Source organism: Pelagerythrobacter rhizovicinus, assembly GCF_004135625.1.
GTDB lineage: Bacteria > Pseudomonadota > Alphaproteobacteria > Sphingomonadales > Sphingomonadaceae > Pelagerythrobacter > Pelagerythrobacter rhizovicinus.
Genome location: NZ_SDPV01000001.1, coordinates 1,273,307 through 1,297,934, shown reverse-complemented (window position 1 = coordinate 1,297,934; position 24,628 = coordinate 1,273,307). Strand labels below are relative to the sequence as shown.

Genomic DNA, 24,628 nt, shown 5'->3' with positions numbered 1-24,628 from the left:
GACTGTCTATCTGCAGGGCCGAACTTTCTTCTATCGCGGAAACTTTACCGAAGTGGCCATTGTCATCGCGCTTGCGGCTGCGTGGGATTGATCCGAGCCGGACGTCTGCGCGAACGCCGCCCCACCCTCGCTATTGCACGATCCTGATCCGCTCTTCGGGCTCCATTTCATCCTGCAGATACGTCGGGTCGAAATCGCCGAGCTCGACGAGTGCAGCCCAGTCGTCGATCTGCACCATCTTCATGCGGAAGGAAGTCCCTATGTTTGCCAGTGCCTTGAGCGTTCTGTTGACGTGAACAGGGGTCAGCCCGGCCGCGTCTGCCAATTGCCACTGCGTCATCGGCAGATGGAACACCAGCCTTCCGGCCGTGGGCGCAACCCCGTAACGCCGGGCCATCTCGCAAAGCAGGTGCGCCACGCGCGATTTCGCATCCCTGCGCCCCACGTTCACGACCCATTGCGCGAGAACCATCGAGTCGACCATGCAATCGCGCCAGAATGCTTCGGCTATCGCGGGATGCTGGCGCGATGCCTCCCGCAGCGCGGCATGAGGAATTGCCAGGACGATGCTGGTCGACAGTGCCTGCAACGCTGAGGTCGCGGTCGGCTGCACCACCGAATGAAGGTCCGGCATGTCACCTGGAATATACAATGCGGTAATCTGACGATCGCCGCGCGAGTTCTGATCGAAGCGGCCCACCAGCCCCTCCAGGACGAAGCACGCGTGATCGACCTTCTCTCCAAGTCCTACGAAATCTTCGTTTGGTTGAGCCTGCTTCACGCGAACCGGAAGATCGAGGATCTCCCCCTGCTCACGATCCGAAAGGAGAGATCGTTTCAACAGACGATTCAGAAATGGGAGGAGATTGGTAGAACCGTGCGGCGGCATGTCGTGCACCCCAGTCTTGCAAGCGGGAGCACGTACGGTCTCTCTGCCATCGATGCTTGCGAGCGATCGATCGAGGATAAGACCGCAATGACACAGATAAGGTTTTGTTCCGCTTCTCGCGGGGTACCTTACGCCAGCCGTGCTCTCAGCCGTTCCATATGCGCAAGGTGTCGCTGAACAACGGGCGCGGTTCCCGCGGCGAGCGAGCGAAGCTGGGGGCTGTCGCCGTGTTCGCGAAAGCCGGTCATCAGATCGACGGTTTCCTTATGCGCGAGAACCTGCTGGTCGACGTAGGTCTTGTCGAACTTGTCGTCCGGCGCCGCCTTGAGGTGGTCGATCATCGTCTTGCGTCTTTCGTCCATTTCGAGCGGCGGCGCTGGAAGTCCGCGAGTCGAATTCATCCGCAGCGCTGAGCGAAGGTGGTGCGTGCTCGTGGTGTGGTCGGCTATCATCTTGGTCGCCGCTGCCCTGACTTCATCGGTGCGGGAGCGCCGCAGCGCGAGCCTGGCCGCGGCGATCTCGTACAAGTCGCCGATCGCCGCGCTCTTCACGAACTCGTCTGCTCTGGTGGAGCCGGCGGTGCTGGCTGTCATCCGTCCAACCATCCCGCCGACCACATCGCCGGCCTTGTCCATCGTGCGCCGCACTCCCTCGTGCTTCTCGTCGTTGCCGGTCATCACGCGTTCTCCAGGTGCTCTTGTTCGACTTTGGCGTACGGCGTTTCTTCGCAGGTGCCGCTCTCACGCAGCGAAGCATTGGGATGCTCGCCTTCCGTCGCAACGCGGTACTCGCCGCCTGTTTCCTCGCGGTGTCTGCGGATCACTTCCTCGCTCGGAACACCGCCGGCATTGACGGTGTTCTGGTATCCGAAGAATCGATGATCATCGGGCAGATCGCCGACGGGGACGAACTCGGAATCGTAGGCGGTAAGGTCGAGCGTCCTGGCAAGGACGTCGCGGACGTAGCGCTTGTTGGGCTCGAAGGTCATGGGTTCGCTCACACCGTCGCGGGGGAAGATCTCCTCCGGGTCGATGCGGTCGACTTCCTTCATCATCTCGCAGGCGAGGCGGAGATGCTCGATCTCCATTGCCAGATGCAGTTCCCAGACCTGGCGGATGCGCGGGTCGGGTTCGGTCTGCATGCACGACCAGTATAGCCAGCACTCGTTGTACTCGTGCAGCGCCAGGTTGAGGAGTTCCGGCGTGGTCGGGTCGAGTATGGACTCGTAATGGGAGACGTGCTGCTCCTCGACCATCGCGATCTCGCAATAGAGCGCGCGTGCCATCGGGTCCTCGGGTCGATTGCCGACATTCATGTAGTAATTCATCGTCTGCTGCTCGGCGGAGACGACCGTCAGCGCATTGAGGATCGACTGGAAGTTCGAAGCTTCCACCGTCATCGGCCGGCGCAATTCGTCGTGCGGATGGCGATGGTGGAAGATTGTCGGCCGGCCGGGCAGGATCTCGGTCAGGTCGCCGGTGATCTCTTCCGCCTTCCGCCGCTCGCCCATGAGGTCCATCAGATTGGCGTAGCGGTAGAGGTGATCGTAATCCTCCAGCACCCCGAACTCGTAGACTTGGTTCAGGTAGGGGTCGGGCTCGTGCCGTGCGATCCAACTGGTGAGATCTACCGCCACTTGTTCATAGCCGATGGTGTTGGCGATCGTGCTCTCGCTGCCGGGGATCAACCAGTTCACCGCCTTCTGTTGCTGCTGTTCCGCCTTGCGCACCAGAGCGAGCATCTGCTTGATCCCCGTGTCGGCGATCCGGCGTGCGGCATTGTGCGAATTGACGATCGCTTCCACCTCGATGCCGTTCATCAGAATGACGCGGCAGCGGGTGTAGGGGTGAACGTCGTTCGTGTTGTAGGTGTGCCCGGTCAGCTCCGACCAGTTGCGGAACTGCCGTTCTATCGGGATGCCTTTTTCAGCCAACGGATTGAAAGCCATGCGGAATGTCCTGTCCTGCAGATGAGTGTCCTCGGGGCTCATCCAGTGAAATCAGGGCAACCGGTGTTCGTTCCTAAATAGCTGAAAAGAAAAAGTTATTTTATCCTAGGTTAAGAGGCTTAGTACGTGAGCGCAAAAAAGCCGGAGCGCTTGGGCGCCCCGGCTCATGAAAACACCGCTGATGATCGGATCAGAGCTGGCCGAGCATATGCTCCGCGCTCGAGACCGAGAAGTCGCCCGGCTGCTCGACATTGAGTTCCTTGACCACGCCATCCTCGACGATCATCGAGTAGCGCTGGCCGCGCTTGCCGAGGCCGAAGCCGCTGCCATCCATCGTCAGTCCCACCGCTTCGGCGAATTCGCCGTTCCCGTCCGCGAGCATGGTGATGTCGCTCGAGCCGGCGTTCTGGTTCCAGGCGCCCATCACGAAGGCGTCGTTTACGGCGGTGCAGGCGATCTCGTCGACGCCTTTCGATTTCAGGTCCTGCGCCTTCTCGACATAGCCGGGAAGATGCCGAGCGGAGCAGGTCGGGGTGAACGCGCCGGGGACGGAGAACAGCGCCACCTTCTTGCCCTTGAAGTAGTCGCCTGACTGGACCTTCTCGGGCCCGTTCTCGGTCGCCTTGACCAGCGTCACATCGGGAATTCTGTCGCCTACCGAAATCGTCATCGGGAAATTTCCTTTCGTCGTCCCATCCGCTCGCGCTCGATATAGAGCCTGCGTTCTGCACGGCAATATGGCATCATATAAAGATCGCTTTATATTTGCCTCGAAACGGACCGATCGCTACATCGCGACCGATCATGAGGCGGCCCCTTCGCGCGGGGCCGGACGTAGCAGAATTGCAGGAGATCATTCGTGGCCGACGCCAAGCACGACTATATCATCAAGGACATCACCCTCGCCGAATACGGGCGCGACGAAATTGGGATCGCCGAAACCGAGATGCCGGGCCTGATGGCGCTGCGCGAGGAGTACGGTGCGGCTCAGCCGCTCAAGGGCGCCCGGATCACCGGCAGCTTGCATATGACGATCCAGACCGCGGTGCTGATCGAAACGCTGGTCGCACTCGGAGCCGAAGTCCGATGGGCGACCTGCAACATCTTCTCGACGCAGGATCATGCCGCGGCGGCGATCGCGGCGCAGGGCATCCCGGTCTTCGCAGTCAAAGGCGAGAGCCTTGCAGACTATTGGGACTATGTGGGCAAGATCTTCGACTGGTCGACTGCCGACGACGCGGACTGCACTGCCAATATGATCCTCGACGACGGCGGCGACGCAACGATGTTCGCGCTGTGGGGCGCGCGGATCGAGGCGGGTGAGGAAATGCCGGAGCCGCAGAACGCCGAAGAGATCGAGATGCAGCGCGCGCTCAAGGCCTTCGTGAAGGCGAAGCCGGGCTATCTCACGAAGGCGGTGCAGAACATCAAGGGCGTTTCCGAAGAAACGACTACCGGCGTCATGCGGCTCTACCAGATCGCCAAGAAGGGCAAGCTCCCGTTCCCCGCGATCAACGTCAATGACTCGGTCACCAAGTCCAAGTTCGACAACCTCTACGGGTGCAAGGAATCGCTGGTCGACGCGATCCGCCGCGCCACCGACGTAATGCTGGCCGGCAAAGTCGCCTGCGTTGCGGGCTACGGCGATGTCGGCAAGGGCTCGGCTGCATCGCTGCGCAACGGCGGCGCGCGCGTGATGGTGACCGAGATCGACCCGATCTGCGCGCTCCAGGCGGCGATGGACGGGTTCGAGGTCGTGACGATGGAAGAGGCGGTCACGCGCTGCGACATCTTCGTCACCGCGACCGGCAACGAGGACGTGATCACCGCCGAGCACATGAAGGCGATGAAGAACATGGCGATCGTGTGCAACATCGGCCACTTCGACAGCGAGATCCAGATCTCCGCGCTCGACAACTACACTTGGAAGGAAATCAAGCCGGGCACCGATCTGGTCACCTTCCCCGACGGCAAGTCGATCCTCGTGCTCGCCAAGGGCCGTCTCGTAAACCTTGGATGCGCGACCGGCCATCCGAGCTTCGTGATGAGCAGCAGCTTCACCAACCAGACGCTGGCGCAGATCGAGCTGTTCACGAAGTCCCACGAGTACCAGAACGACGTCTACGTCCTGCCCAAGCACCTAGACGAGAAGGTCGCGGCGCTGCACCTCGAGAAGCTGGGCGTGGCGCTGACGCAGCTCAGCAAGAAGCAGGCCGACTACATCGGCGTGCCGCAGAACGGGCCGTTCAAGCCCGATCATTACCGCTATTGAGCAAAGCGCAGCCTCCGCTGCCGGACACCAAGACGGGTGTTCGGCAGCGAATACCTGCATCGGGATAGCCGTTGCATCCTTTCCACATGCCGCATAGCTGATCGGCATGGATCTCTCCCCTACCGCGCTGGCTCTGATCGGGCTGCTGCTCGCAGCCTGGACGGCCGGCGCAGCTTGGCTGATGATCGCGGCCGCAGGGAAGGCCAAAGGGGCGGAAACCAGCCGCCGCGCCGCGCGCCGCATGGCCCGCATGATCGACGAGGCACCGGCCATTCCGTTGCTGGTGCGTGCCGACATGCGGATCGAGGCATCGGAGCGGCTCGCCGCGTGGCTCGGGTTCCCCAAGCTGCCCGCATACTTGAGTGAACTGGCTGGTCGGAACGGCGAGGGCCTATCCGAAGGGCAACTCGCGGAGCTGACCGAGAACGTGCGCCGCGCGCAGAAGACGGCGGCACCGTTTCGAATGGCGATTACGCCGCCGGGGTCGAAGCGCAGCCTGGCCTTGCGCGGTGCTCTGGCCGATCCGCAGGTCTCGCCCGGCGGCGCGGCGCTCGTCTGGGTGTTCGATTTCAGCGAAAGCGAGAGCGAACTCGCCCTCCTGCGCGAGGAGGCGGCGCGTGCCCGTGGTGATTTCGCGGCATTGGTCGGCCTGATCGAAGGGGCGCCCATGCCAATGTGGTTCCGTGGGCCGGACGCGCGGCTGCAGCTCGTCAATACGGCTTACGTCGAAGCAGTCGGCGCAGCCAGCGCGGCCGATGTCGTCGAGCGCCAGCTCGAGTTGATAGAGGTGACCGACGGATTGACGGCGGCGCAAGTCGCCCGCCAGTCGGCCGAGCAGAACACGCCGATCGAGCGGATCGTCGCGACGACGGTGGCTGGCGAACGGCGCTCGCTTCGAGTCAGCGACCTACCTCTCGGGCGGGACGGGATCGCCGGCTACGCGATCGATATCGAGGATCAGGAGGAACTCGCCCGCGAGTTTCGCGCCTTCCGCGAGGCGCAGCGTTCGATCCTCGACCAGCTGTCGGTCGGTGTGGCCCAGTTCGACCCGCGCCGTCGCCTGACTTTTGCCAATCAGCCGTTCCGTCGCATATTCGGCGTAGCCCCCGGATCGATTGCGGCCGGGCTGGATTTCGAGCGCTTTCTCAGCGATGCGCGGGACGCAGGGAAGACCCCCGAGGTGCGCGATTTCCCGGCTTGGCGCCGCGAGCATGCTGAGTGGTTCAGCGCCGGCGCCCCGCACGAAGAGGCGTGGCCGCTGGCCGACAAGACCCATCTGCGCGTCGTTGCCAATCCGATGCCGGACGGCGGGCTGGTTCTGATTGCCGAAGACCGGACTGAGCAACTGGCGCTCTCCGCCACGCGCGATACCCTGCTGCGGACACGCACCGCGACCTTCGACAGCCTGTTCGAAGCGCTTGCGGTGTTCGCACCGGACGGAAACCTGCAACTCTGGAACCGCGGCTTTGCAGGTACCTGGGGGCTCGATTCGGATCTGATGGATACGCATCCTTCCGCGGATCGCCTGCTCGAAGCGATCGCGTCCAATCTTTCGAAGCCAAACCAAGCCGCGGCGATTGGTGAGGTGATCCGTGCCGCAACGCTTGACCGCAAGGAGCAGGGCGGTCGAATTCAGCTCGCCGATGGGCGCACGCTTGAATTCGCGGGTGTGCCGCTGCCCGACGGCAACGGCCTGCTAACCGTGCTCGACATCACCGACTCGCAGAAGGCGGAAGAAGCGCTGCGCGAACGGAACATGGCGCTGGAGGAGGCCGATCAGGTCAAGACCCGCTTCCTCGCGAACATGTCTTACGAGTTCCGCACGCCGCTGACCTCGATCGGCGGATTCGCCGAACTGCTGGAGAGCGGTGCGGCAGGCGAACTTTCTGACCAGGGCAAGGACTATGTCCGCGCCATTCTGGAGTCGGTCGCAAGGCTGGCCGACCAGGTCGAGAACGTGCTCGATCTCTCGCAGAGCGAGGCCGGGCTGTTACCGATTGCGAAGGAGCGAATTGCGTTGATGCCGCTCGTGACGAAGGTCGTGCGCGAGCGAGAACAGGCGATCCTGAGCGATGGGCTGAGCCTCGACTTGCGCGGCAGTGCGGCGGGCAAAGTCGATGCGGACCCCCGCCAGCTCGGCCGCGCGATAGGACATCTGCTCGACAATGCAATCGCGGCGACCGGCAAGGGCGGCAAGATCGTGGTCGACCTTACGCGCAAGGCGGAGGGCGCCCGCATCGTGATCTCGGACAACGGGAAGGGGATGACGGCTAAGGAACTCGCCCATGCGCTCGACGGGCTTCGCACGACGTCCGACGGCAATGGGTTGGTGCGCCGCCAGGGACTGGGTATCCCGCTTGCCCGCCAACTCATCGAGGCGCACGGCGGCACGCTTGAGATCGTCTCGCGCGAGGGCGTGGGCACGACGGTGACTATCGAGCTGCCGTGATGTACGAAGTGGGCCTTCATGACCTCGCCGCGGTGGAAACGTTCGGCAAACGCATCGCCGCCCGGTTGCGAGCGGGTGATGTGATCGCCCTCTCGGGGGACCTCGGTGCGGGCAAGACGACGCTGGCGCGCGCGATCGTCTTGGCCCTTGGCCACGAGGGGGAGGTGCCGTCGCCAACCTTTACGATTGTTGAGACTTACGACGCGCTCGACCCGCCGCTCGTCCACGCCGACTTCTATCGGCTCGAACGCACGGACGAAGCGGTGGAGATCGGCCTCGACGACTATCGCGAGGGCGCGGCGCTAATCGCGGAGTGGCCCGAGAACGCCGGCGGTTTCGCACACGAGCGGGGCTGCCTCTCGGTGGCACTGGTAATTGCCGGCGGCGCGCGCAAGGCGATTGTCGAACCCGGCGCGGATTGGCTAGGGCGCCTACCATGAGCGAACTGCCCGATGGCTTGATTCAATTTCTCGAAAGCGCAGGATGGGGAGGGACGACGATCGATCCGATCCCCGGCGACGCGTCCTTCCGCCGCTATTTTCGCGTTCGCGGCGACGACCGCAGGGCGATGCTGATGCATGCGCCCCCACCTGAGGAGGACCCGCGTCCCTTCCTTGACGTGGCGCGCTGGCTCGCCGCACACGGGCAGCGGGCCCCAGAGATCATCGCCGAGGATGCCGAAGCGGGTTGGATCCTGCTCGAAGATTTCGGGGTCGACCGGATGCGCGACTGGTTGGACGAGAACCCTGAAGGCGAGACGAATGCCTACATGGCTGCGATCGACGCTTTGGTCGAGCTGCACCGCGCGCCCCCAGGGCCGTTCGATCCCTATGATATGACGGTCTATCAACGCGAAGCCGCGCTGCTGACCGAGTGGTATTGCCCGGCGATGAGCCTGACCGTCGACACCGGGGGCTACGCCGCCGCGTGGACGGAGACGCTCCGCCCGCTGCTCGATCGTCAGCGGCCCGGGGTCACGGTGCTGCGCGACTATCATGCGGAAAATATCATGCTGCTCGGGCCCGCGCCGGACGGGATCGGTGCGCAGGGGCTGATCGATTTTCAGGACGCGCTCGTCGGCCATCGCGCCTACGACCTCGTTTCGCTGCTGCAGGATGCGCGCCGCGATGTTTCGGCCGAGCTCGAACGGGCCATGCTCGACCGCTACATCGCACGCGGCGCGCCCGGTGAAGAGTTCGAGGCAGACTACGCCCGGCTCGGCGCGCAGCGGAATGCGAAGATCGTCGGCATCTTCACCCGCCTGTGGAAGCGCGACGGCAAGGCGCGCTACCTCGCAATGATTCCGCGCGTGTGGGAAGCGATGGAGCGCGATCTCGCGCATCCCGCGCTCGCGCCCGTCGCAAGCTGGTTCGATCTCAACATCCCGCGCAATATCCGCGATACGTTCGGCGGGGAGATTCAGTGACTACGCTCGCCTCCGACACCGCGATGGTCATGGCCGCGGGCCTTGGCAAGCGCATGCGGCCGCTGACGGCGAGTCAGCCCAAACCGATGGTGCGGGTCGCCGGCAAGCCGCTGATCGACCACACGCTCGATCGCCTCGCCGACGCCGGCGTGGCGAAAGCGGCGGTCAACGTCCATTACCTCGCCGATTCACTCGAGGCGCATCTGAAAGAGCGCGCCAAGCCGAAAGTCACGATCTCGGACGAGCGCGACCTGCTGCTCGAGACGGGTGGCGGTATGGTGAAGGCGCTGCCGCACCTGCCGGACCCCTTCTTCTGCCTCAACGCCGACAACATCTGGCTCGACGGGCCACGCAATGCCTTCGCCGATCTGTCGGAGCTCTGGAACCCGGACGAGATGGACGCGCTGCTGCTTGTGGTTCCCCATGCGCGGGCGAGCAATTTCCGCGGCCTGGGGGACTTCCATATGGACCCGGTGGGGCGGTTGAAGCGGCGCCTGCCGGGCCGTGTTGCGCCGTTCATCTACACTGGCATCCAGCTCGTCTCGCACCGCCTGCTGCGCGACCCGCCGAACGGCCCGTTCGGCACGATGCTGCTGTGGGAGCGCGCGATCGCCGAGGGACGGCTCTACGGCGCCGTCTTCACCGGCCTGTGGTTCGAGGTGGGGACGCCGGAGGCCATCAAGCCGACCGAAGAAGCGCTCAGGCGTGGCTGAACGGAGCGGGCCGAGCGTCTATTCGATCGCCGCGCACCGCGGTTTCGCCGATGCGCTGGTAGCCGGCCTCGTCCCCCGCTACGCCGAACCCGATCTCGGCCTTGCGCGTCTGATGCTGTTGCTGCCAAGCACCCGGGCGGTCCGCACCGTCACCGGAGCGTTCATTCGCCACTTCGGGGCCGAAAGTCAGCCTGGAATGCTGATGCCGCGCATGGCGGTGGTCGGCGACCTCGATCTCGACGAGATGCTCGGTACGCTGCTCGACCCGCTGGGCGCGAGCGACATTCCTCCGGCTGTGGAGCCGACGCGGCGCTGGCTGACGCTGGCGCAGCTCGTCGATCAGGCGATGGCGGCGCTGGGGCGCGATCCGCGGCCGACGCCGGCCGGCCGGCTGCGGATCGCGCATGAGATCGGGCAGACGATGGACCGGCTGCTGGTCGAAGGCATCGCGCCGGACGACCTGTGGAAGGAGCCGGTGATGCAGGCGCTCGCCGAAGTCGCCGCCCACTGGACCGAGAACACCAAGCTTTTCTACACCGTGCAGACGATGTGGCTGGCCGAGCTCCGCCAGCTCGGCATGGTGGACGCCGCCACGCGCCGGAACATGCTGTTCGCGCGCGCCGCGAAGCGCTGGCGCGAGCGGCCGCCTGGGAGCCCCATCGTCGCGGCAGGTGTGACCAGCACCGCGCCCGAACTCGCGAAGCTTCTGAGAGTGGTCGCAGACCTGCCCAATGGCGCCGTCGTGCTGCCCGATTTCGATCTCGCGCTGGACGATTCCGTGTGGGACGAGCTTGGCCGTGCGGGCCGCGGCGACAGTGCCGACGACACGGCCTTTGCGCCCGGCGATGCGGTGACCCACCCGCAGTACCACCTGAAGCTGCTGCTCAACCGCATGGGCGTGGCGCGCGGCGAGGTCCGACCCTGGCACCGCCGGGGGCTCGGCGCGGCGGAGCCCGAGCGCAGCCACGCGATCTCCAGCCTTTTCCTGCCGCCGCAGGCAAGCACGGGCTGGGTCGACCTTCCGCCAGAGAAGCGCCGTCTCGCAGGCGTGCGGATCATGGAAAGCGCGAACCCCGAGGAGGAGGCGCAGGCTATCGCCTTGCTCGTGCGCGAGGCGCTGGAGGTGCCCGGCAAGCGCGTGGCGGTGGTCACGCCCGACCGCGGGCTGGCGGCCCGCGTCGCGGCGCACCTGCGGCGCTGGAATATCGAGGCGGACGATTCGGCCGGTCGGCCCCTTTCCAAGACGCCGGCCGGGCGGCTTCTGCTCCTGCTCGCCGAAGTGGCGGCCGAGGAGGCGGCACCGGTCCCGCTGATGTCGCTGCTGGAGCATCCGCTGGCCGGGCTCCCCTTCGGGCGTGCCGACTGGCTCGACAATGCGCGCGCGCTGGAGCTGGCGCTGCGCGGCCCCCGCCCGGCGCCGGGTCTCGCTCCCCTGCGCGGCCTGGTTCAGGGCAGGGCTGCGAAGGCGCGGGGCATCGAGGAATGGTGGCGCGAGGCGGAAGCGATCCTCGCGCCGCTGTTCTCCCGCGGGGACGGCGAACCGTCGCTCGCCGACCAGCTCGACGCGCTCGCCGCAGCGGGCGAGGCGCTGTGCGGCGAGCAGCTCTGGGCGCGCGAGGATGGGCGCGCCCTCTCGGCCTTCGTGGACGACCTGCGCCTGCATGCGCGGGAGGCGGGCCTCGAGCTGGGCCCCTCGGATCTGCCCACCGTCCTGCGCGAGGCCATGGAGCGCGTGGCCGTGCGGCCACCCTATGGCGGGCATCCCCGCGTCGCGATCTACGGCCTGCTTGAATCGCGCATGAGCCGGGCGGACCTCGTCATCTGCGGCGGCCTCAACGAAGGGAGCTGGCCGCCGCGCCCCGCACCCGATCCGCTGCTCGCGCCGCCGGTGATGCGGGCGCTCGGGGTGCCCGGCGCGGACTTCCGCATCGGGCTGTCGGCGCACGATCTCGCCGGCGCTCTCGGCGCGCCTGAAGTCGTGCTGAGCCGGGCCGCGCGGGACGAGAGCGGTCCGGCGATCCCATCGCGCTTCCTTCTGCGGGTCAAGGCGCTTCTGGGCGAGACGCTGCTCGAATCGCACCGGGAGAAGGCCGCGGTGGAGCTGGCGCGGGCGCTCGACGCCGCATCGGGCGAGCCGCCGCCCTATCCGCGCCCCGCGCCGCGCCCGAGCGCCGAGCAGCGCGACGTGCCGATCGCCGTCACCGCACTCGACCGGCTGCTCGGCGACCCCTATCAGTTCTACGCCAGCGCGATCCTCGGCCTGCGCCGCCTCGACGCGCTCGATGCCGAGCCCTCCGCTGCATGGCAGGGGACGGCGGCGCACGAGATCCTCGAACGCTGGCACCTGGCCCGCGAGAGCGATCCCCGGGTTCCGCTCAAGCCGATCGCCGAAGATGTGCTGGAGGAGATGAACGCCCATCCGCTGATGCGCGGTTTGTGGCGCCCCCGGCTGATGGCGGCGCTCGAATGGGTCGAGGCGCAGATCGATGCGCAGCCCGAGCGGACGGTGGTCGCGGTCGAGCGCAAGGGCGAGATGATCGTTGACGGTGTCCGCATTCACGGGCGCGCGGACCGGATCGACCGCCTGCCGGGCAGCGAGCTCGCGATCGTGGATTACAAGACCGGAAAGCCTCCGAGCTGGGCGATGGTGCAGGAAGGATTCGCACTCCAGCTCGGTCTGATCGGTATGATGGCGCGAGCTAGAGGGATAGAGGGCGTCTCCGGCGAACCAACCGCGTTCGAATACTGGTCGCTCGCAAAGAATCGCGAAGGCGATTTCGGCTATGTCGAAACCCCGCTGAGGATCGGCACCAAGCGCGTCGGCATCGCGCCCGAGAGTTTCCTCCCGTTGACCGAAAAGAAGCTGCACGAGGCGATCGGCGACTACATCAAGGGCACCGAACCGTTTACCGCGCGCAAGAACCCCGACTATCCGGGCTATGCCGACTACGACCAGCTCATGCGCCTCGACGAGTGGCAGGCGCGTCTCGACGACGGAGACGGCGCATGAGCGGCAAGGTCTATCCGCTCCACGGCAACCAGCGCGCGGCGGTCGATCCGCGCGAGTGCGTCTGGCTTTCCGCCTCGGCGGGAACGGGCAAGACGCAGGTTCTTTCGGCCCGCGTGCTGCGCCTGCTGCTTCAACCGGACACCGACCCGTCGCAGATCCTGTGCCTCACCTTCACCAAGGCGGGCGCGGCGGAGATGGCGGTGCGGGTCAACGACGTGCTCGCGCGCTGGGTGCGGATGCCGGACGGGGACCTGTTCAACGAACTCCGCAACATTGGCGCAGAGGCAACGCCGGAGATCAGAGCCCGCGCCCGTACGCTCTTCGCCAGCGTGCTCGATACGCCGGGCGGGGGGCTCAGGATCGACACGATCCACGCCTTTGCGCAATGGCTGCTCGCCACGTTCCCGGAGGAAGCGCGGATCGTCCCCGGCTCGCGCCCGATGGAGGACCGAGAGCGCGAGCTGCTCTCGCATGACGTGCTGGCCGAGATGCTGCTCGCAGCCGAGCGCGAGGGCGACACGGCGACGCTCGACGCGATCGCCCGCCTCAGCCGTGAGAAGGGGCCTGATGGAGTGCGGGCCTGGCTCATGCGCTGCGCCGGTGCGAGCGAGCTCTGGTTCGGCCCCGGCGCCTGGCAGCCGCCGATGCGTCCGCGCGTCAACCGGCTCCTCGGGCTGGAAGCCGATGCCCGGCCTGAGGATGCGGCGACGCTTTGCGCGGACGAGAGCTTCGATGTCGCGGCCTTGCGCGATTGCCTTGCGCGGTATCGCGAGTGGAAGGGCAAGACCGGCGCGGCGGCGGTCGAGGCGATCGGCGCCTGGCTCGAAGGCGATGTCTCGATGCGCGCCGCAGGGATCGAGGCGCTGGCCGACGCGCTGTTCTACAAGAACGGCAACCCCAAGCTGCCCAAGTCCGCCGATCCCGCATTCTCCGGCGCGAGCGCGCGGGCGAGCGAATGCATCGGCAAAGTGCGCGAGTTCCTCGGCCTTCTGGCGCTGGCGGAAAGCATCGCACCGCTGCTTGAGCTCGGCCGCAAGTTCGCCCTGCTGTGGGAAGAGGCCAAGGCGCGCGAGGGACTGGTCGATTTCGACGACCAGATCCGCCGCGCCGCGGACCTGCTCGGCCGCTCTGACATGGCGGCGTGGATCCGCTACAAGCTCGACCGCCGCTTCGACCACATCCTGATCGACGAGGCGCAGGACACCAATGCCGAGCAGTGGGCGATCGTCTTCGCGCTGATCGACGACTTCTTCAGCGGCGAGGGTGCGCACGACGGCAAGCTGCGCACGATCTTCACCGTCGGCGATTACAAGCAGGCGATCTTCCGCTTCCAAGGCACCAGCCCGGAGAACTTCGAAGCCGCGCGCAACCGCGTGAAGCGCGAGATGGAAGCGGCGGCCGACGCGGCTGAACGGTCGCGCGCGGGCGTGCCGGTCCGCCGCCTGCAGGAGTACGGCCTCGGCCATTCCTTCCGCACCGGACAACCGGTGCTCGATTTCGTCGACCGCGCGATCGAAGCGATCGGATTCGCGGAGCTGGGGCTCGGCACGCCGTCCGAGCCGCATGTCGGCGAGGCGCGGCCCGGGCTCGTCACGCTCTGGCAGCCGGTCACCGGCGAGACCCTAGAGAGTGGGGACGACGAGGGCGAGGAGGGCTGGCTTTCGCGCCACGACCGGCAGATGGCCGACCGGATCGCACGGCAGGTCAGGCGCTGGCTCGATGATGGCTTCCCACTGGCGAAGGGAGCGCCCCGGAACGCCAGCCCGGGCGACATCATGGTGCTGGTGCGCAAGCGCAAGGAGCTTGCCGGTCTGATCGTCGCGCGGCTTCATGCGGCGGGCGTGCCCGTCGCGGGCGTGGACCGCCTGCGCCTCGGCGCGCCGCTCGGGGTCAAGGACCTGATGGCGGCGCTCCGATTCGCCGCGCAGCCGCTGGACGATCTCAATCTCGCCAATCTGCTCGTCTCGCCGCTCGGCGGGTGGAGCCAGGACGACCTGCTCGAGCACGGATATCGGCCGAAGGGCGTCCGCTTGTGGACGCACTTGCGCGCCTCGCGCGAACCGCTCGTGGTGGAGACGCTCGAACGGATCGGCGCACTGCTCGCGCGGGCCGATTTCGAGCTGCCGCAAGCGCTCCTCCACTGGATTCTCGTGGGGCCATGGCAGGGACGGCGCAGGCTGGTCGCGCGGCTCGGGAGCGAGGTCAACGATCCGATCGACGAGCTGCTCAATGCCGCGCACGCCTATGCCGCCGCGCATCCGGCAAGCCTGCAGGGCTTCATCCGCTGGTTCGATGCGGGCGAGGGCGAACTCAAGCGCGAGGCGGGCGAGGGGGGCGATCTCGTCCGGGTCATGACTGCGCATGGTTCCAAGGGGCTGCAGGCGCCGATCGTGATCCTGGCAGACGCGACCGGAACGCCTCCTTCGGGCGGCCCGCTGACGCTCGTGGAGCCGGTTCCGGGCGGCGGCAAGGGCCGCGGCGTGCCGATCCCCGGCTTGCCGAAGAACCAGCGCCTCGGCCCCATCGCCGCCGCGCACGAAACGGCGAGGACCGAGGAGATGTGCGAGCACTGGCGCCTGCTCTACGTCGCCATGACCCGGGCGGAGGAGGCCTTGTTCATCGGCGGATCGCTCGGCCCGCGCGAAAAGGGGGAGCCGCACGCGGATAGCTGGTACGCGCGCCTTCGCCCATTGTTCGAGGGCGACGGTCTCGCGGACGACCTGTGGGGTGCGCGGTGGGAGATCGGCGCGCCGGCGCCGCCGCTGCCGGTCGAGGACCCGGCCGAGCGGAAGGCGGAGCCTGCGCTGCCCGCCTGGGCCGTGACGCCGGTCGGTCCCGAGCCGCGCCCGCCGCGTCCTCTCGCGCCGTCAGCCGCAGGCGAGGACACCGGCGCCGACCCGCCCTTGCCCTCGGACATGCTGCGCGAGGCGGCGCTGCGCGGCACGCTGACGCACAAGCTGCTCGAGCGCCTGCCCGAGGTGCCGGTCGGCGAGCGCGAGCGGGTCGGGCGCGAATGGTTGGAGCGGCAGGGGCAGGGCCTTTCCGCCGATATGCGCGACGAGGTGCTCGCCTCCGCGCTCGCGGTGATGGCCGATGCCGCTTTCGCGCATGTCTTCGCTCCAGGGGCGCTGGCCGAGGTTCCACTCGCGGCGATCGTCGAGGGTCAGGTCGTCGCCGGCACGGCGGACCGCCTGCTGGTCGAGCCCCACCGCGTAACCGTGGTCGATTTCAAGACCGCGCGGCGTCCGCCCCAAAACCTCGAGCAGGTGCCGTCATCCACCCTTCGTCAGATGGCCGCGTACGCCGCCGCCCTTGCGCAGATCTATCCGGGCAGGGAGATCGCCGCGGCCGTGCTCTACACGCAGGCGCCGCGGCTGATCGCGATCCCGGCGGAGGTTCTGGCCGCGCAGAAAACCGCCTTGTCCATAGCGCAGGAAAGCTTTGGCCGCGCGCCCGTTGAGCCGGCAGATCGCGGCCCTAAATAGAGGGCAACAGAACAGGAGATTCCCCATGGCGACCGTCAACGTCACCGATGCCAGCTTCCAGGCCGATGTGCTCGACAGCGACAAGCCCGTGCTGGTCGATTTCTGGGCCGACTGGTGCGGCCCCTGCAAGATGATCGCGCCCGCGCTCGAGGAAATCAGCGAGGAACTGGCCGACAAGGTGACGATCGCCAAGATGGACATCATGGAGAACACCGGCGTTCCCGGTCAGATCGGCGTCCAGTCGATCCCGCTGATGGTGCTGTTCAAGGATGGCAAGCCGGTTGCCCAGAAGCTGGGCGCTGCGCCCAAAAGCCAGCTCAAGGGGTGGCTCGAAGGCGAGCTTTGAGAGCCATCCGGGTTCCTTCTCAGATCCCGGTCATCCGCTCCGCCAGTTTGTCCCACAGCGCCGGGCTCGCAGCACCCAGCAGGCCCGGCTTTTGCCATTCGTCGACCCGATAGACCGAACCGTCTGGCCGCGCCGCCTTCCCGCCCGCCTCGTTGAGCCACAGCACCCCGGCGGCATGGTCCCAGGCGAGCGTGCGTTCGAAGATCGAGACGTCGTTCACGCCCAGCGCGAGGCGCGGATACTGCTCCGCTGCGCAGTAGGGGATGTCGGTCAGGCGGTAGTGCGGCGCGATCTGCCGCTTGACCGCCTCGCGCCGCGTTTCGTCCATGAAGATCAGCGAGATCGCTGCGACCGGCGGTGTCTCTCCGGTGGGTTTCGCTGCGATCCGCTCTCCATCGACGAACGCGCCGCCACCCTCGTGCGCGGCGCAGAAGCGTCCGCTCAAACAGTCGTAGATCCAGCCAGAGCGCGCCACGCCGCCTTCGGCGCGCGCGATGATGATCCCAAACGGCGGTTCTCCGCGCGCGAAATTGCGGGTGCCGTCGAGCGGGTCGACGATCCAGCATTCGCCGGAGAGCGCATCCTGTACCGACGCGTCGGCATGCGAGGCCTCTTCGCCGACGACGGGCAGGGCGGGCTCGAACGCGGCCAGCGCCTCAGCCAGCATAGCTTCGGCCGCGTGATCCGCCACCGTCACCACGTCGCCCGGCGCCTTCGCAACGATCTGGTCGTCCGCAAGCGCGCGGTAGAGCGGTACGATCGCTTCCTCGCTCACCCGCCGCATCAAGGCGAGAATTTCGCGGTCGAGCAGGCTCACGACCGGTAGTCCGCGTTGATCGCGATGTAGCCGTGCGTGAGATCGCAGGTCCACACGGTGGCTCGGCCGTCGCCAAGACCCAGATCGACGTCGATCCGGATCTCGGATCCTTTGAGATGCTCGGCAACCGGTGCCTCGTCATAGTCGGCGAGGGGAAGGCCCTCGCGCGCCGTCCAGTGGCCGCCGAATCCGATCGAAAGCTTGTCGCGGTCGGCCGGCTCACCGGCCTTCCCCACCGCCATGACCACACGACCCCAGTTCGCGTCCTCGCCCGCGATGGCGGTCTTGACCAGCGGCGAATTGGCGATGGCGAGGCCGACCTTGCGGGCGCTCTCGTCGGACACCGCGCCCGTCACCGCGATTTCGATGAACTTGCGCGCCCCTTCGCCGTCGCGAACCACGAGATGCGCAAGCTGGTGGCAAACGTCGTGCAGCGCGGCGGCGAAGGCGTCGGCGCCCGGATCATCGAACGAGGTGAGAGGGGCGTTGCCGGCTTTGCCCGTCGCGAAGGCGAGCACGGTGTCACTGGTCGAGGTATCGCTGTCGACAGTGATGCAGGAAAACGTCCGTTCGTTCGCTTCCGACAGCAGGCGCTGCAGGAATGCGGGCTCGACGGCCGCGTCGGTGAAAATATAACCGAGCATCGTCGCCATGTCCGGCGCGATCATGCCGCTGCCCTTGATGATGGCAGAGAGGGTCACGGTGGTATCGCCGATCACCGCCTGTGCGGTGGCACCCTTGGGGAAAGTGTCGGTGGTTCCGATAGTTGCGGCCGCTTCCTCCCAGGAGCACTCCTCAGCTTCGAGCGCCGCGGCGATACCGGTGCGCGCCTTGTCCTTCGGGAGCGGCACCCCGATCACGCCGGTGGAAGAGACGAACACCTCTTCCGTCGGACAGCCGAGGTGCTCGGCAACCTGCACCATGATCGCCTCGACGGCCTCACGCCCGCGATAGCCGGTGAATGCGTTGGAGTTGCCTGCGTTGACCACCAGCGCCCGCGCATGGCCGCGCTCGACCTGCCGCCGCCCCAGCTCGACCTCGCTCGAGCAACACACGTTCCGCGTGAACACGCCCGCGACCGCGGTGCCTTCGGCGAGTTCGACGTAGGTGAGATCGCAGCGTCCCCAATCCTTGTACCCGGCACGGGCCACGCGCGGTACGACACCCGCGATCGAGGGCATCTCGGGAAAGGGCTGCGCGAGGGGAGAGCGTTCGAGGTCCATCGCTGCCGCCTATGCAACGTGCGGAGTCGTGGCAAGCGTTGCCATTCGGGGCGGAGCGCGGCAAGCTGTGTGCGATTGCGCAAAGGGGGGAACGACAGCATGATTATCGCCGGGATTTCGCTCATGGTCGGGTCGTTGCACCCAGCGATCGCGCCGACATCGGTGCGTCTGGCGGAGCCGGCGGAGGGCGAGGTTCGGGTCGTAGGCACGGGTGACGCTGATCCTACCTGTCCGAGCGGTTATGACGCACCTGACGAGTATCCTTCCAACCCCACGCCTAGATGCAATCCCGGAAGATGGGTCACGACCGACGACTATCCGGAGGCCGCCATCAATGCCGGCGAAGAAGGAGTGACCAGCTTTACCCTCTCGATTGATGCTGAGGGTCACCCGACGAACTGCAGGATCAACAGCAGCAGCGGATCATCGCGGCTCGACGCGCGGGTCTGTCCGCTGGTGATGCGCCGCGCGAAATTTGTGCCGGCGTTCTCCGAGGCAGGGAAGCCGGTCGAGGCCGAATGGTCGAGCGCGATCCGATGGGAAATTCCCAAGAAGCGGTTGGCCGATGTCGCCCCCGCTGGCCGTTTGATCGGCACCTACATCATCGAGAAGGACGGTACCGGGTCCGAGTGCGAGGTCTCGGCGGCCGAAGGGTGGGCCGCTGAATACCAATTCTGCGATCTGCCCGAGTTCGAGCCTGTGTTGAATGATGAAGGACAACCCATGCGGGTAAAGGTTCGTATAATGCAGCAGGTCGTCCACGAACCCTTGCCCGAGTGACGTTCCGCGCATGGACATCGCGGTGACAAGCACCTATCTTGCGGCGAAATGCTGACCCGCCTTCTCGCCTGCCTTGCGCTCATTACTGGACTTGCCGCTGCCGGCACGCCGGCGAATGCGGCGTTTGCCCAGGCGCTGAGCGCCGAGGTGAGCGACCGGGCGACCGAGGCGCAGCCCGGCAAGGCGCAGCGGTGCGATGCCGCCTCGCGCAAGAGCAAGTTGCCCGCGAAGGCCGATCCCGCGCCAAGCTGCAAGGTACGCAAGCCCGTCACGATCTATATTCCGACCGTTCAGTTCGGCCCCGACCGCGCCTTCGAATAGGCGCGTTTCCGCACCTTTCGACGTGATCCGCTGCCGGCGCCGAGCGTGCGCGGGCGGCTTCCATCCATTCTCAGTCCGGACAGGACCACTTCATGTTCCAAGCCATCGCCAAATCCATTTTCGGCTCGTCCAACGACCGCTACGTCAGGTCGCTCGGTAAGATCGTCAACCAGATCAACGCCCTAGAAGATCAGATCGCGGCGTTCTCCGATGAGGAGCTCCAGGCGCAGACCGATAAGTTCCGCACGCAGCTCCAGGAAGGCAGGACGCTGGACGCCATCCTGCCCGAGGCATTCGCCACCGTGCGCGAGGCTTCGAAACGCGTGCTCGGCATGCGTCATTTCGATGTGCAGATGATCGGCGGCATCGTTCTCCATCGGGGCGAGATCGCCGAGATGAAGACTGGTGAGGGAAAGACCCTGGTCGCCACGCTTGCGACTTATCTCAACGCGATCGAAGGCAAGGGCGTCCACGTCGTCACCGTCAACGACTATCTCGCCCGCCGCGATGCGGAGTGGATGGGCCAACTCTATCGCTGGCTGGGGCTGACCGTGGGCGTGATCGTGCCCAACCTCAGCGAACACCAGCGGCGCGAAGCCTACGCGGCCGACATCACCTACGGGACCAACAACGAGTTCGGCTTCGATTACCTGCGCGACAACATGAAACACGAGCGGCGTCAGATGGTGCATCGCCCGTTCAACTACGCGATCGTCGACGAGGTCGACTCGATTCTGATCGACGAGGCGCGCACGCCGCTCATCATCTCAGGCCCCACCGAAGACAAGACCGATCTCTACGTCTCGATCGACGAGATCGTGAAGTCGATCGACGAGAGCTATTACGACGCCGACGAGAAGACCAAGAACATCACCTGGACCGAGGACGGTATCGAGAAGGTCGAGCAACTGCTGGCCGAGGCCGGCCTGCTCGAGACCGACAATCTCTACGATGTCGAGAACACCCAGGTCGTCCACCACCTGGACCAGGCCCTCAAGGCCAATATCATGTTCAAGCGCGACATCGACTACATCGTGAAGGACGGAAAGGTCGTTATCATCGACGAGTTCACCGGCCGCATGATGGATGGGCGCCGCTGGTCGAACGGCCTGCACCAGGCAGTCGAGGCCAAGGAAGGCGTGAAGATCGAGCCCGAGAACCAGACGATGGCCTCGATCACCTTCCAGAACTACTTCCGCATGTATCCCAAGCTTTCCGGCATGACCGGCACAGCCGCTACCGAGGCGGCCGAGTTCTGGGACATCTACAAGATGAACGTGGTCGAGATCCCCACCAACGTTCCGGTCCAGCGGATCGACGAGGAAGACGAGTTCTACAAGAACACGCAGGACAAGTTCAAAGCCATCGCAAAGGCGATCAAGGAGAAGAACGAGATCGGTCAGCCGGTGCTCGTCGGCACGGTCTCGATCGAGAAGAGCGAGCTTCTTGCGCAGTTCCTGGAAGCCGAAGGCGTCGAGCACAGCGTGCTCAACGCGCGCTTCCACGAAATGGAGGCCCGCATCGTGGCGCAGGCCGGCCGCCTCGGCGCAGTAACGATCGCGACCAACATGGCCGGCCGCGGCACCGACATTCAGCTCGGCGGCAACGTCGAGTTCCGGATCGAGGACGAGCTCGGCGAGATGGAGGATGGGCCGGAGAAGGACGCAGCGATCGAGAAGATCAGGGAAGAAGTCGCCGCCGAGAAGGCCAGGGTGCTCGAGGCCGGCGGCCTCTTCGTGCTCGGCACCGAGCGGCACGAATCGCGCCGCATCGACAACCAGCTGCGGGGCCGGTCGGGTCGCCAGGGCGACCCCGGCCTGTCGCGCTTCTATCTCTGCCTCGAGGATGATCTGCTTCGCATCTTCGGGCCGGACACGCTGTTCGCGCGGATGATGAACTCGAACCTGGAGGATGGCGAAGCGATCGGTTCGCGTTGGCTGTCGAAGGCGATCGAGACCGCGCAGAAGAAGGTCGAGGCGCGCAACTACGACGTCCGCAAGCAGGTGGTCGAGTACGACGACGTGATGAACGACCAGCGCAAGGTAATCTACGAGCAGCGTGCCGAGATCATGGACAGCGAGCGGGTCGATGACGTGGTGGTCGACATGCGCCACGACACGGTCAACACGCTGGTGGCGGAGGCCTGCCCGGCCGGCTCCTATCCCGAACAATGGAACGTAGAAGGCCTGAAGGAGCGCGTGACCGAGGTTCTCGGCATTGCACCTTCGATCGACGACTGGATGCAGGAGGACACGCTCGAACCCGAGATCATCGAGGAGCGGATTCGCACCGAAGTCGACGAGATCATGGAGCGCAAGATGGCGCAGAACGATCCATCGATCTGGCGCCAGGTCGAGAAATCGATCCTCCTCGAGCGGCTCGACTTTCACTGGAAGGAACACCTGGCGACGCTAGACGCCTTGCGCCAGGTGGTGTTCCTTCGTGCTTACGCGCAGAAGCAGCCGATCAACGAATACAAGCAGGAAGCCTTTGGCCTGTTCGAGACGATGCTCCACAAGCTGCGCGAGGACATCACCTCAATCCTGCTCAAGAGCGAGCTGCGTCTCACCCAGCCGCCTCAGGAAACGCTGCCCGACTTGCCCGATTTCCTCACGGGGCACGTCGACCCGCTGACCGGCCTCGAGAATTCGGATGACCGCGATGGCTCGGCGGCGCGTGCCGCTCTGTTCGGGGCGCTGGCCGGCAGCCCGCGCGCGGCGGCGGGACCGGGGGGCGCAGCGGGTGAGAACCCCTACGCCGGGATGGACATCAGCCGCAACGCACCGTGCCCCTGCGGCTCGGGCAATAAGTACAAGCATTGCCACGGCGCCGCCTCCTGAGGAGCGTCGTCGGCAATCCTTCGGCTATCGCAACGATGGGGTTGCAAACTCCGAAGCTCGACCATATACGCGCGCTCTGCCTGCACGGGCTGCTCCCCGATAGCTCAGCGGTAGAGTAGGTGACTGTTAATCACTTGGTCGTTGGTTCGAATCCAACTCGGGGAGCCATCATCCTGAAACGGCAATGAAAAAGGGCGCGGCGAATTTTCTCGCCGCGCCCTTTTCTCATGTCGGGATCTGCCTGGGCAGGGTTCAGGCGATGAACTGTTCGGCGACGATCCGCTCGTCCAGCGCGTGGCCGGGATCGAACAGCAGCGCCAGCTCGGATTCATGAGCCACCTCGAGTGTCACCTCGGCAATGTCGCGCACTTCCTTCTGATCCGCGACGGCGGAGACCGGCCGCTTCGACGGCTCGCGCACGCGGAGCAGAATGCGGCTGCGATCGGGCAGCAGCGCGCCGTTCCAGCGCCGCGGGCGGAACGGGCTGATCGGAGTCAGCGCCAGCAGGTTCGAATCGAGCGGCAGGATCGGCCCATGCGCGGACAGGTTGTAGGCGGTCGATCCGGCGGGGGTCGCCACCAGCACGCCGTCGCACACCAACTCGTCGATCCGCACCCGGTCGTCGACCGAAACCTCGATCTTGGCGGTCTGGCGCGTTTCGCGCAGCAGCGAGACCTCGTTGATCGCGCAGAACGTCGTCTTTGCACCGTCCTGCGTCACGGCTTCCATGCGCAATGGAGCGATGGCGATCGAACGCGCGCGGTTTACCCGGTCGAGCAGTTTGCCGCCTTTGCGATACTTGTTCATCAGGAAACCGACGGTGCCCAGGTTGACGCCGTAGACCGGCTTCACATCGCCGCTGTCGAGCATCTGGTGCAGCGTGTGGAGCATGAAGCCGTCGCCGCCGATCACGGCCACCGCCTCCGCCTCGTCGATCGGACAGAACGCCTGCGACTGGCGCAGCTCGTGCGCCGCTTCCTGCGCGCGCTCGGTGTCCGAGGCGATCATCGCCAGCCGCGTGTATCCATTGGAAACGCCCAAGGTGCTTGGAACTCCGTCGTGCCCGGCGCACCCTATGGGGCACCGTCTCGATTTGCAACGCGCGCCGCACGCGGGCAGACGCAGGGGACAGATTGGGTCAACGGCGGGAAATGGATTTCATGGCTTCGAATCTCGATCGCCGCTCCCCCACCGACCGCCGGCGAAGCGGCGCCGGGCGTTCGCAGGAGCTGTTCTCCGCGATCGACGGAGGGCAGGTGGAAATTGTCTTTCAACCGCAGTTCTCATGCGGCGACGAGAGGCTGATCGGCGCGGAGGCGTTGGCGCGCTGGAACCACCAGCGCCGGGGGACGGGCGGGATCGATGCCCTGTTCGCGCTCGCCGGGGACGCAGCCGACGCTGCAGCGCTCACGCACCACATCGCCGGTCGGGCGCTGGCGGCCGCGGCACGCTGGCCCGATCCGCTGCGCCTCTCGCTCAACGTCACCGCCGCCGATATCGCCGCGGAGAATTTCGCCGACGCCTTTGGCGCACTGGCGCGGGAATCAGGTTTTCCGGCGGAACGACTGACGCTCGAACTTACCGAACAGGCGCTGGTGCGCGACATCGACGGCAGCGCGGCCCAACTCGCGCGGCTCGCCGGCCAGGGTATGCGCATCGCGCTCGACGACTTCGGCGCGGGCTTCTGCAACTTCCGCTATCTCAAGGTCCTGCCGCTCCATTATCTCAAGCTCGACCGATCCATGGTGGAGGGGATAGTCACGGATGAGCGCGATCTGGCCGTGCTGCGCGCGATCGTCGCCATGGCCGGGGCGCTCGACATCGCCGTGATCGCCGAGGGGATCGAGGACGAAGCGCAACTGGAGAAGGTGCGCAATGAAGGCTGCGCGGCGTTCCAGGGTTTCCTGCGCGCGCGGCCGATGACTGCGCAGGCGTTCGAGGAATTCGCGCAGTCCGGATAACGGGGGAAGCAGCGTTCGCCCGCGCCCTGCCGAATCCCAGCGAAGGCCGGGATCTCAGGCCACTGGCGCTCCGCTGATGGAGGGAGGCCCGGCCTGCGCTGGGGCTCGGGTGACGTCGGGTTGCCTGAGGCCCCCCGCTTTCGCGGGG

Annotated in this window: 19 protein-coding genes and 1 tRNA gene; 13 read left to right on the top strand and 7 right to left on the bottom strand. The window is 66.1% G+C overall.

What is annotated here, in order from left to right:
- Positions 1-130 precede the first annotated feature (130 nt).
- From ETX26_RS06325 to ETX26_RS06310, 4 genes are all read right to left on the bottom strand, one after another.
- Positions 131-889 carry a Crp/Fnr family transcriptional regulator gene (locus ETX26_RS06325; RefSeq protein WP_129524181.1) on the bottom strand — a complete coding sequence of 253 codons (759 nt, stop codon included), beginning with the start codon at positions 887-889 and terminating at the stop codon, positions 131-133.
- A 128-nt stretch (positions 890-1,017) separates the two neighbouring features.
- Positions 1,018-1,566 (bottom strand): DUF4142 domain-containing protein, encoded by a 549-nt coding sequence (locus ETX26_RS06320; RefSeq protein ID WP_129523782.1) that lies wholly within the window; start codon positions 1,564-1,566, stop codon positions 1,018-1,020.
- On the bottom strand, positions 1,566-2,837 hold the full coding sequence (locus tag ETX26_RS06315) for a hypothetical protein (protein ID WP_225425519.1): 1,272 nt from the start codon (positions 2,835-2,837) through the stop codon (positions 1,566-1,568). The genes ETX26_RS06320 and ETX26_RS06315 overlap by 1 nt, the downstream gene beginning before the upstream one ends.
- Before the next feature lie 190 nt (positions 2,838-3,027).
- Complete coding sequence (locus ETX26_RS06310) at positions 3,028-3,507, bottom strand: peroxiredoxin (protein ID WP_129523781.1); 480 nt, start codon at positions 3,505-3,507, stop codon at positions 3,028-3,030.
- Positions 3,508-3,696: 189 nt separating this feature from the next.
- Here ETX26_RS06310 and ahcY point away from each other — a divergent pair, with 189 nt between their 5' ends.
- The 8 genes from ahcY to trxA all read left to right on the top strand — a co-directional run bounded on the left by ahcY (position 3,697) and on the right by trxA (position 16,538).
- On the top strand, positions 3,697-5,109 hold the full coding sequence (gene ahcY / locus ETX26_RS06305) for an adenosylhomocysteinase (protein ID WP_129523780.1): 1,413 nt from the start codon (positions 3,697-3,699) through the stop codon (positions 5,107-5,109).
- A 106-nt stretch (positions 5,110-5,215) separates the two neighbouring features.
- Positions 5,216-7,558: a PAS domain-containing sensor histidine kinase gene (locus ETX26_RS06300; RefSeq protein ID WP_129523779.1), complete on the top strand. Its 2,343-nt coding sequence runs from the start codon at positions 5,216-5,218 to the stop codon at positions 7,556-7,558.
- Positions 7,558-7,998 carry a tRNA (adenosine(37)-N6)-threonylcarbamoyltransferase complex ATPase subunit type 1 TsaE gene (gene tsaE / locus ETX26_RS06295; RefSeq protein WP_129523778.1) on the top strand — a complete coding sequence of 147 codons (441 nt, stop codon included), beginning with the start codon at positions 7,558-7,560 and terminating at the stop codon, positions 7,996-7,998. The genes ETX26_RS06300 and tsaE overlap by 1 nt, the downstream gene beginning before the upstream one ends.
- Entirely contained in the window at positions 7,995-8,984 is a 990-nt protein-coding gene (locus ETX26_RS06290) for an aminoglycoside phosphotransferase family protein (RefSeq protein ID WP_129523777.1), read from the top strand. Before tsaE ends, ETX26_RS06290 begins: the two co-directional genes overlap by 4 nt.
- The gene (locus tag ETX26_RS06285) at positions 8,981-9,697 is read left to right on the top strand and encodes a nucleotidyltransferase family protein (protein WP_225425518.1); all 717 of its coding nucleotides are present in this window, start codon (positions 8,981-8,983) and stop codon (positions 9,695-9,697) included. The genes ETX26_RS06290 and ETX26_RS06285 overlap by 4 nt, the downstream gene beginning before the upstream one ends.
- Entirely contained in the window at positions 9,690-12,707 is a 3,018-nt protein-coding gene (addB, locus tag ETX26_RS06280) for a double-strand break repair protein AddB (protein WP_129523776.1), read from the top strand. Before ETX26_RS06285 ends, addB begins: the two co-directional genes overlap by 8 nt.
- Positions 12,704-16,192, top strand: coding sequence for a double-strand break repair helicase AddA (addA, locus tag ETX26_RS06275; protein ID WP_129523775.1), 3,489 nt, complete (start codon positions 12,704-12,706; stop codon positions 16,190-16,192). The genes addB and addA overlap by 4 nt, the downstream gene beginning before the upstream one ends.
- A gap of 25 nt (positions 16,193-16,217) precedes the next feature.
- Complete coding sequence (gene trxA / locus ETX26_RS06270) at positions 16,218-16,538, top strand: thioredoxin (protein WP_129523774.1); 321 nt, start codon at positions 16,218-16,220, stop codon at positions 16,536-16,538.
- Between the two features lie 19 nt (positions 16,539-16,557).
- Here trxA and ETX26_RS06265 read toward each other — a convergent pair whose 3' ends face one another.
- Both ETX26_RS06265 and argJ read right to left on the bottom strand, forming a co-directional pair.
- Positions 16,558-17,322 (bottom strand): inositol monophosphatase family protein, encoded by a 765-nt coding sequence (locus ETX26_RS06265; RefSeq protein ID WP_129524179.1) that lies wholly within the window; start codon positions 17,320-17,322, stop codon positions 16,558-16,560.
- Positions 17,323-17,351: 29 nt separating this feature from the next.
- Positions 17,352-18,578, bottom strand: coding sequence for a bifunctional glutamate N-acetyltransferase/amino-acid acetyltransferase ArgJ (gene argJ / locus ETX26_RS06260; RefSeq protein WP_129523773.1), 1,227 nt, complete (start codon positions 18,576-18,578; stop codon positions 17,352-17,354).
- Between the two features lie 99 nt (positions 18,579-18,677).
- Between argJ and ETX26_RS06255 the strand changes: the two genes are divergently transcribed.
- From ETX26_RS06255 to ETX26_RS06240, 4 genes are all read left to right on the top strand, one after another.
- Positions 18,678-19,358 carry an energy transducer TonB gene (locus ETX26_RS06255; RefSeq protein ID WP_129523772.1) on the top strand — a complete coding sequence of 227 codons (681 nt, stop codon included), beginning with the start codon at positions 18,678-18,680 and terminating at the stop codon, positions 19,356-19,358.
- A gap of 48 nt (positions 19,359-19,406) precedes the next feature.
- Positions 19,407-19,679 (top strand): hypothetical protein, encoded by a 273-nt coding sequence (locus tag ETX26_RS06250; RefSeq protein WP_129523771.1) that lies wholly within the window; start codon positions 19,407-19,409, stop codon positions 19,677-19,679.
- A 92-nt stretch (positions 19,680-19,771) separates the two neighbouring features.
- Positions 19,772-22,519, top strand: a complete 2,748-nt coding sequence (gene secA / locus ETX26_RS06245; RefSeq protein WP_129523770.1) for a preprotein translocase subunit SecA — start codon at positions 19,772-19,774, stop codon at positions 22,517-22,519.
- Between the two features lie 93 nt (positions 22,520-22,612).
- Positions 22,613-22,687 (top strand) — tRNA-Asn (locus ETX26_RS06240).
- Between the two features lie 84 nt (positions 22,688-22,771).
- Here ETX26_RS06240 and ETX26_RS06235 read toward each other — a convergent pair.
- Positions 22,772-23,560, bottom strand: coding sequence for an NAD kinase (locus ETX26_RS06235; RefSeq protein WP_263853364.1), 789 nt, complete (start codon positions 23,558-23,560; stop codon positions 22,772-22,774).
- A 119-nt stretch (positions 23,561-23,679) separates the two neighbouring features.
- On the opposite strand from ETX26_RS06235, the gene ETX26_RS06230 reads away from it, so the two are divergent.
- A complete protein-coding gene (locus tag ETX26_RS06230) occupies positions 23,680-24,480 on the top strand; it encodes an EAL domain-containing protein (RefSeq protein WP_225425517.1) in 801 nt (266 codons plus the stop codon).
- Positions 24,481-24,628: the final 148 nt, after the last annotated feature.

Coding starts and splice junctions, on each gene's coding strand:
- ETX26_RS06250 (WP_129523771.1), top strand. CDS start 19,407: ATGCTGACCCGCCTTCTCGCCTGCCTTGCGCTCATTACTGGACTTGCC.
- ETX26_RS06315 (WP_225425519.1), bottom strand. CDS start 2,837: ATGGCTTTCAATCCGTTGGCTGAAAAAGGCATCCCGATAGAACGGCAG.
- ETX26_RS06320 (WP_129523782.1), bottom strand. CDS start 1,566: ATGACCGGCAACGACGAGAAGCACGAGGGAGTGCGGCGCACGATGGAC.
- argJ (WP_129523773.1), bottom strand. CDS start 18,578: ATGGACCTCGAACGCTCTCCCCTCGCGCAGCCCTTTCCCGAGATGCCC.
- trxA (WP_129523774.1), top strand. CDS start 16,218: ATGGCGACCGTCAACGTCACCGATGCCAGCTTCCAGGCCGATGTGCTC.
- addA (WP_129523775.1), top strand. CDS start 12,704: ATGAGCGGCAAGGTCTATCCGCTCCACGGCAACCAGCGCGCGGCGGTC.
- ETX26_RS06300 (WP_129523779.1), top strand. CDS start 5,216: ATGGATCTCTCCCCTACCGCGCTGGCTCTGATCGGGCTGCTGCTCGCA.
- ETX26_RS06290 (WP_129523777.1), top strand. CDS start 7,995: ATGAGCGAACTGCCCGATGGCTTGATTCAATTTCTCGAAAGCGCAGGA.
- tsaE (WP_129523778.1), top strand. CDS start 7,558: ATGTACGAAGTGGGCCTTCATGACCTCGCCGCGGTGGAAACGTTCGGC.
- ETX26_RS06255 (WP_129523772.1), top strand. CDS start 18,678: ATGATTATCGCCGGGATTTCGCTCATGGTCGGGTCGTTGCACCCAGCG.
- ETX26_RS06310 (WP_129523781.1), bottom strand. CDS start 3,507: ATGACGATTTCGGTAGGCGACAGAATTCCCGATGTGACGCTGGTCAAG.
- ETX26_RS06265 (WP_129524179.1), bottom strand. CDS start 17,322: ATGCGGCGGGTGAGCGAGGAAGCGATCGTACCGCTCTACCGCGCGCTT.
- ETX26_RS06230 (WP_225425517.1), top strand. CDS start 23,680: ATGGCTTCGAATCTCGATCGCCGCTCCCCCACCGACCGCCGGCGAAGC.
- ETX26_RS06325 (WP_129524181.1), bottom strand. CDS start 889: ATGCCGCCGCACGGTTCTACCAATCTCCTCCCATTTCTGAATCGTCTG.
- secA (WP_129523770.1), top strand. CDS start 19,772: ATGTTCCAAGCCATCGCCAAATCCATTTTCGGCTCGTCCAACGACCGC.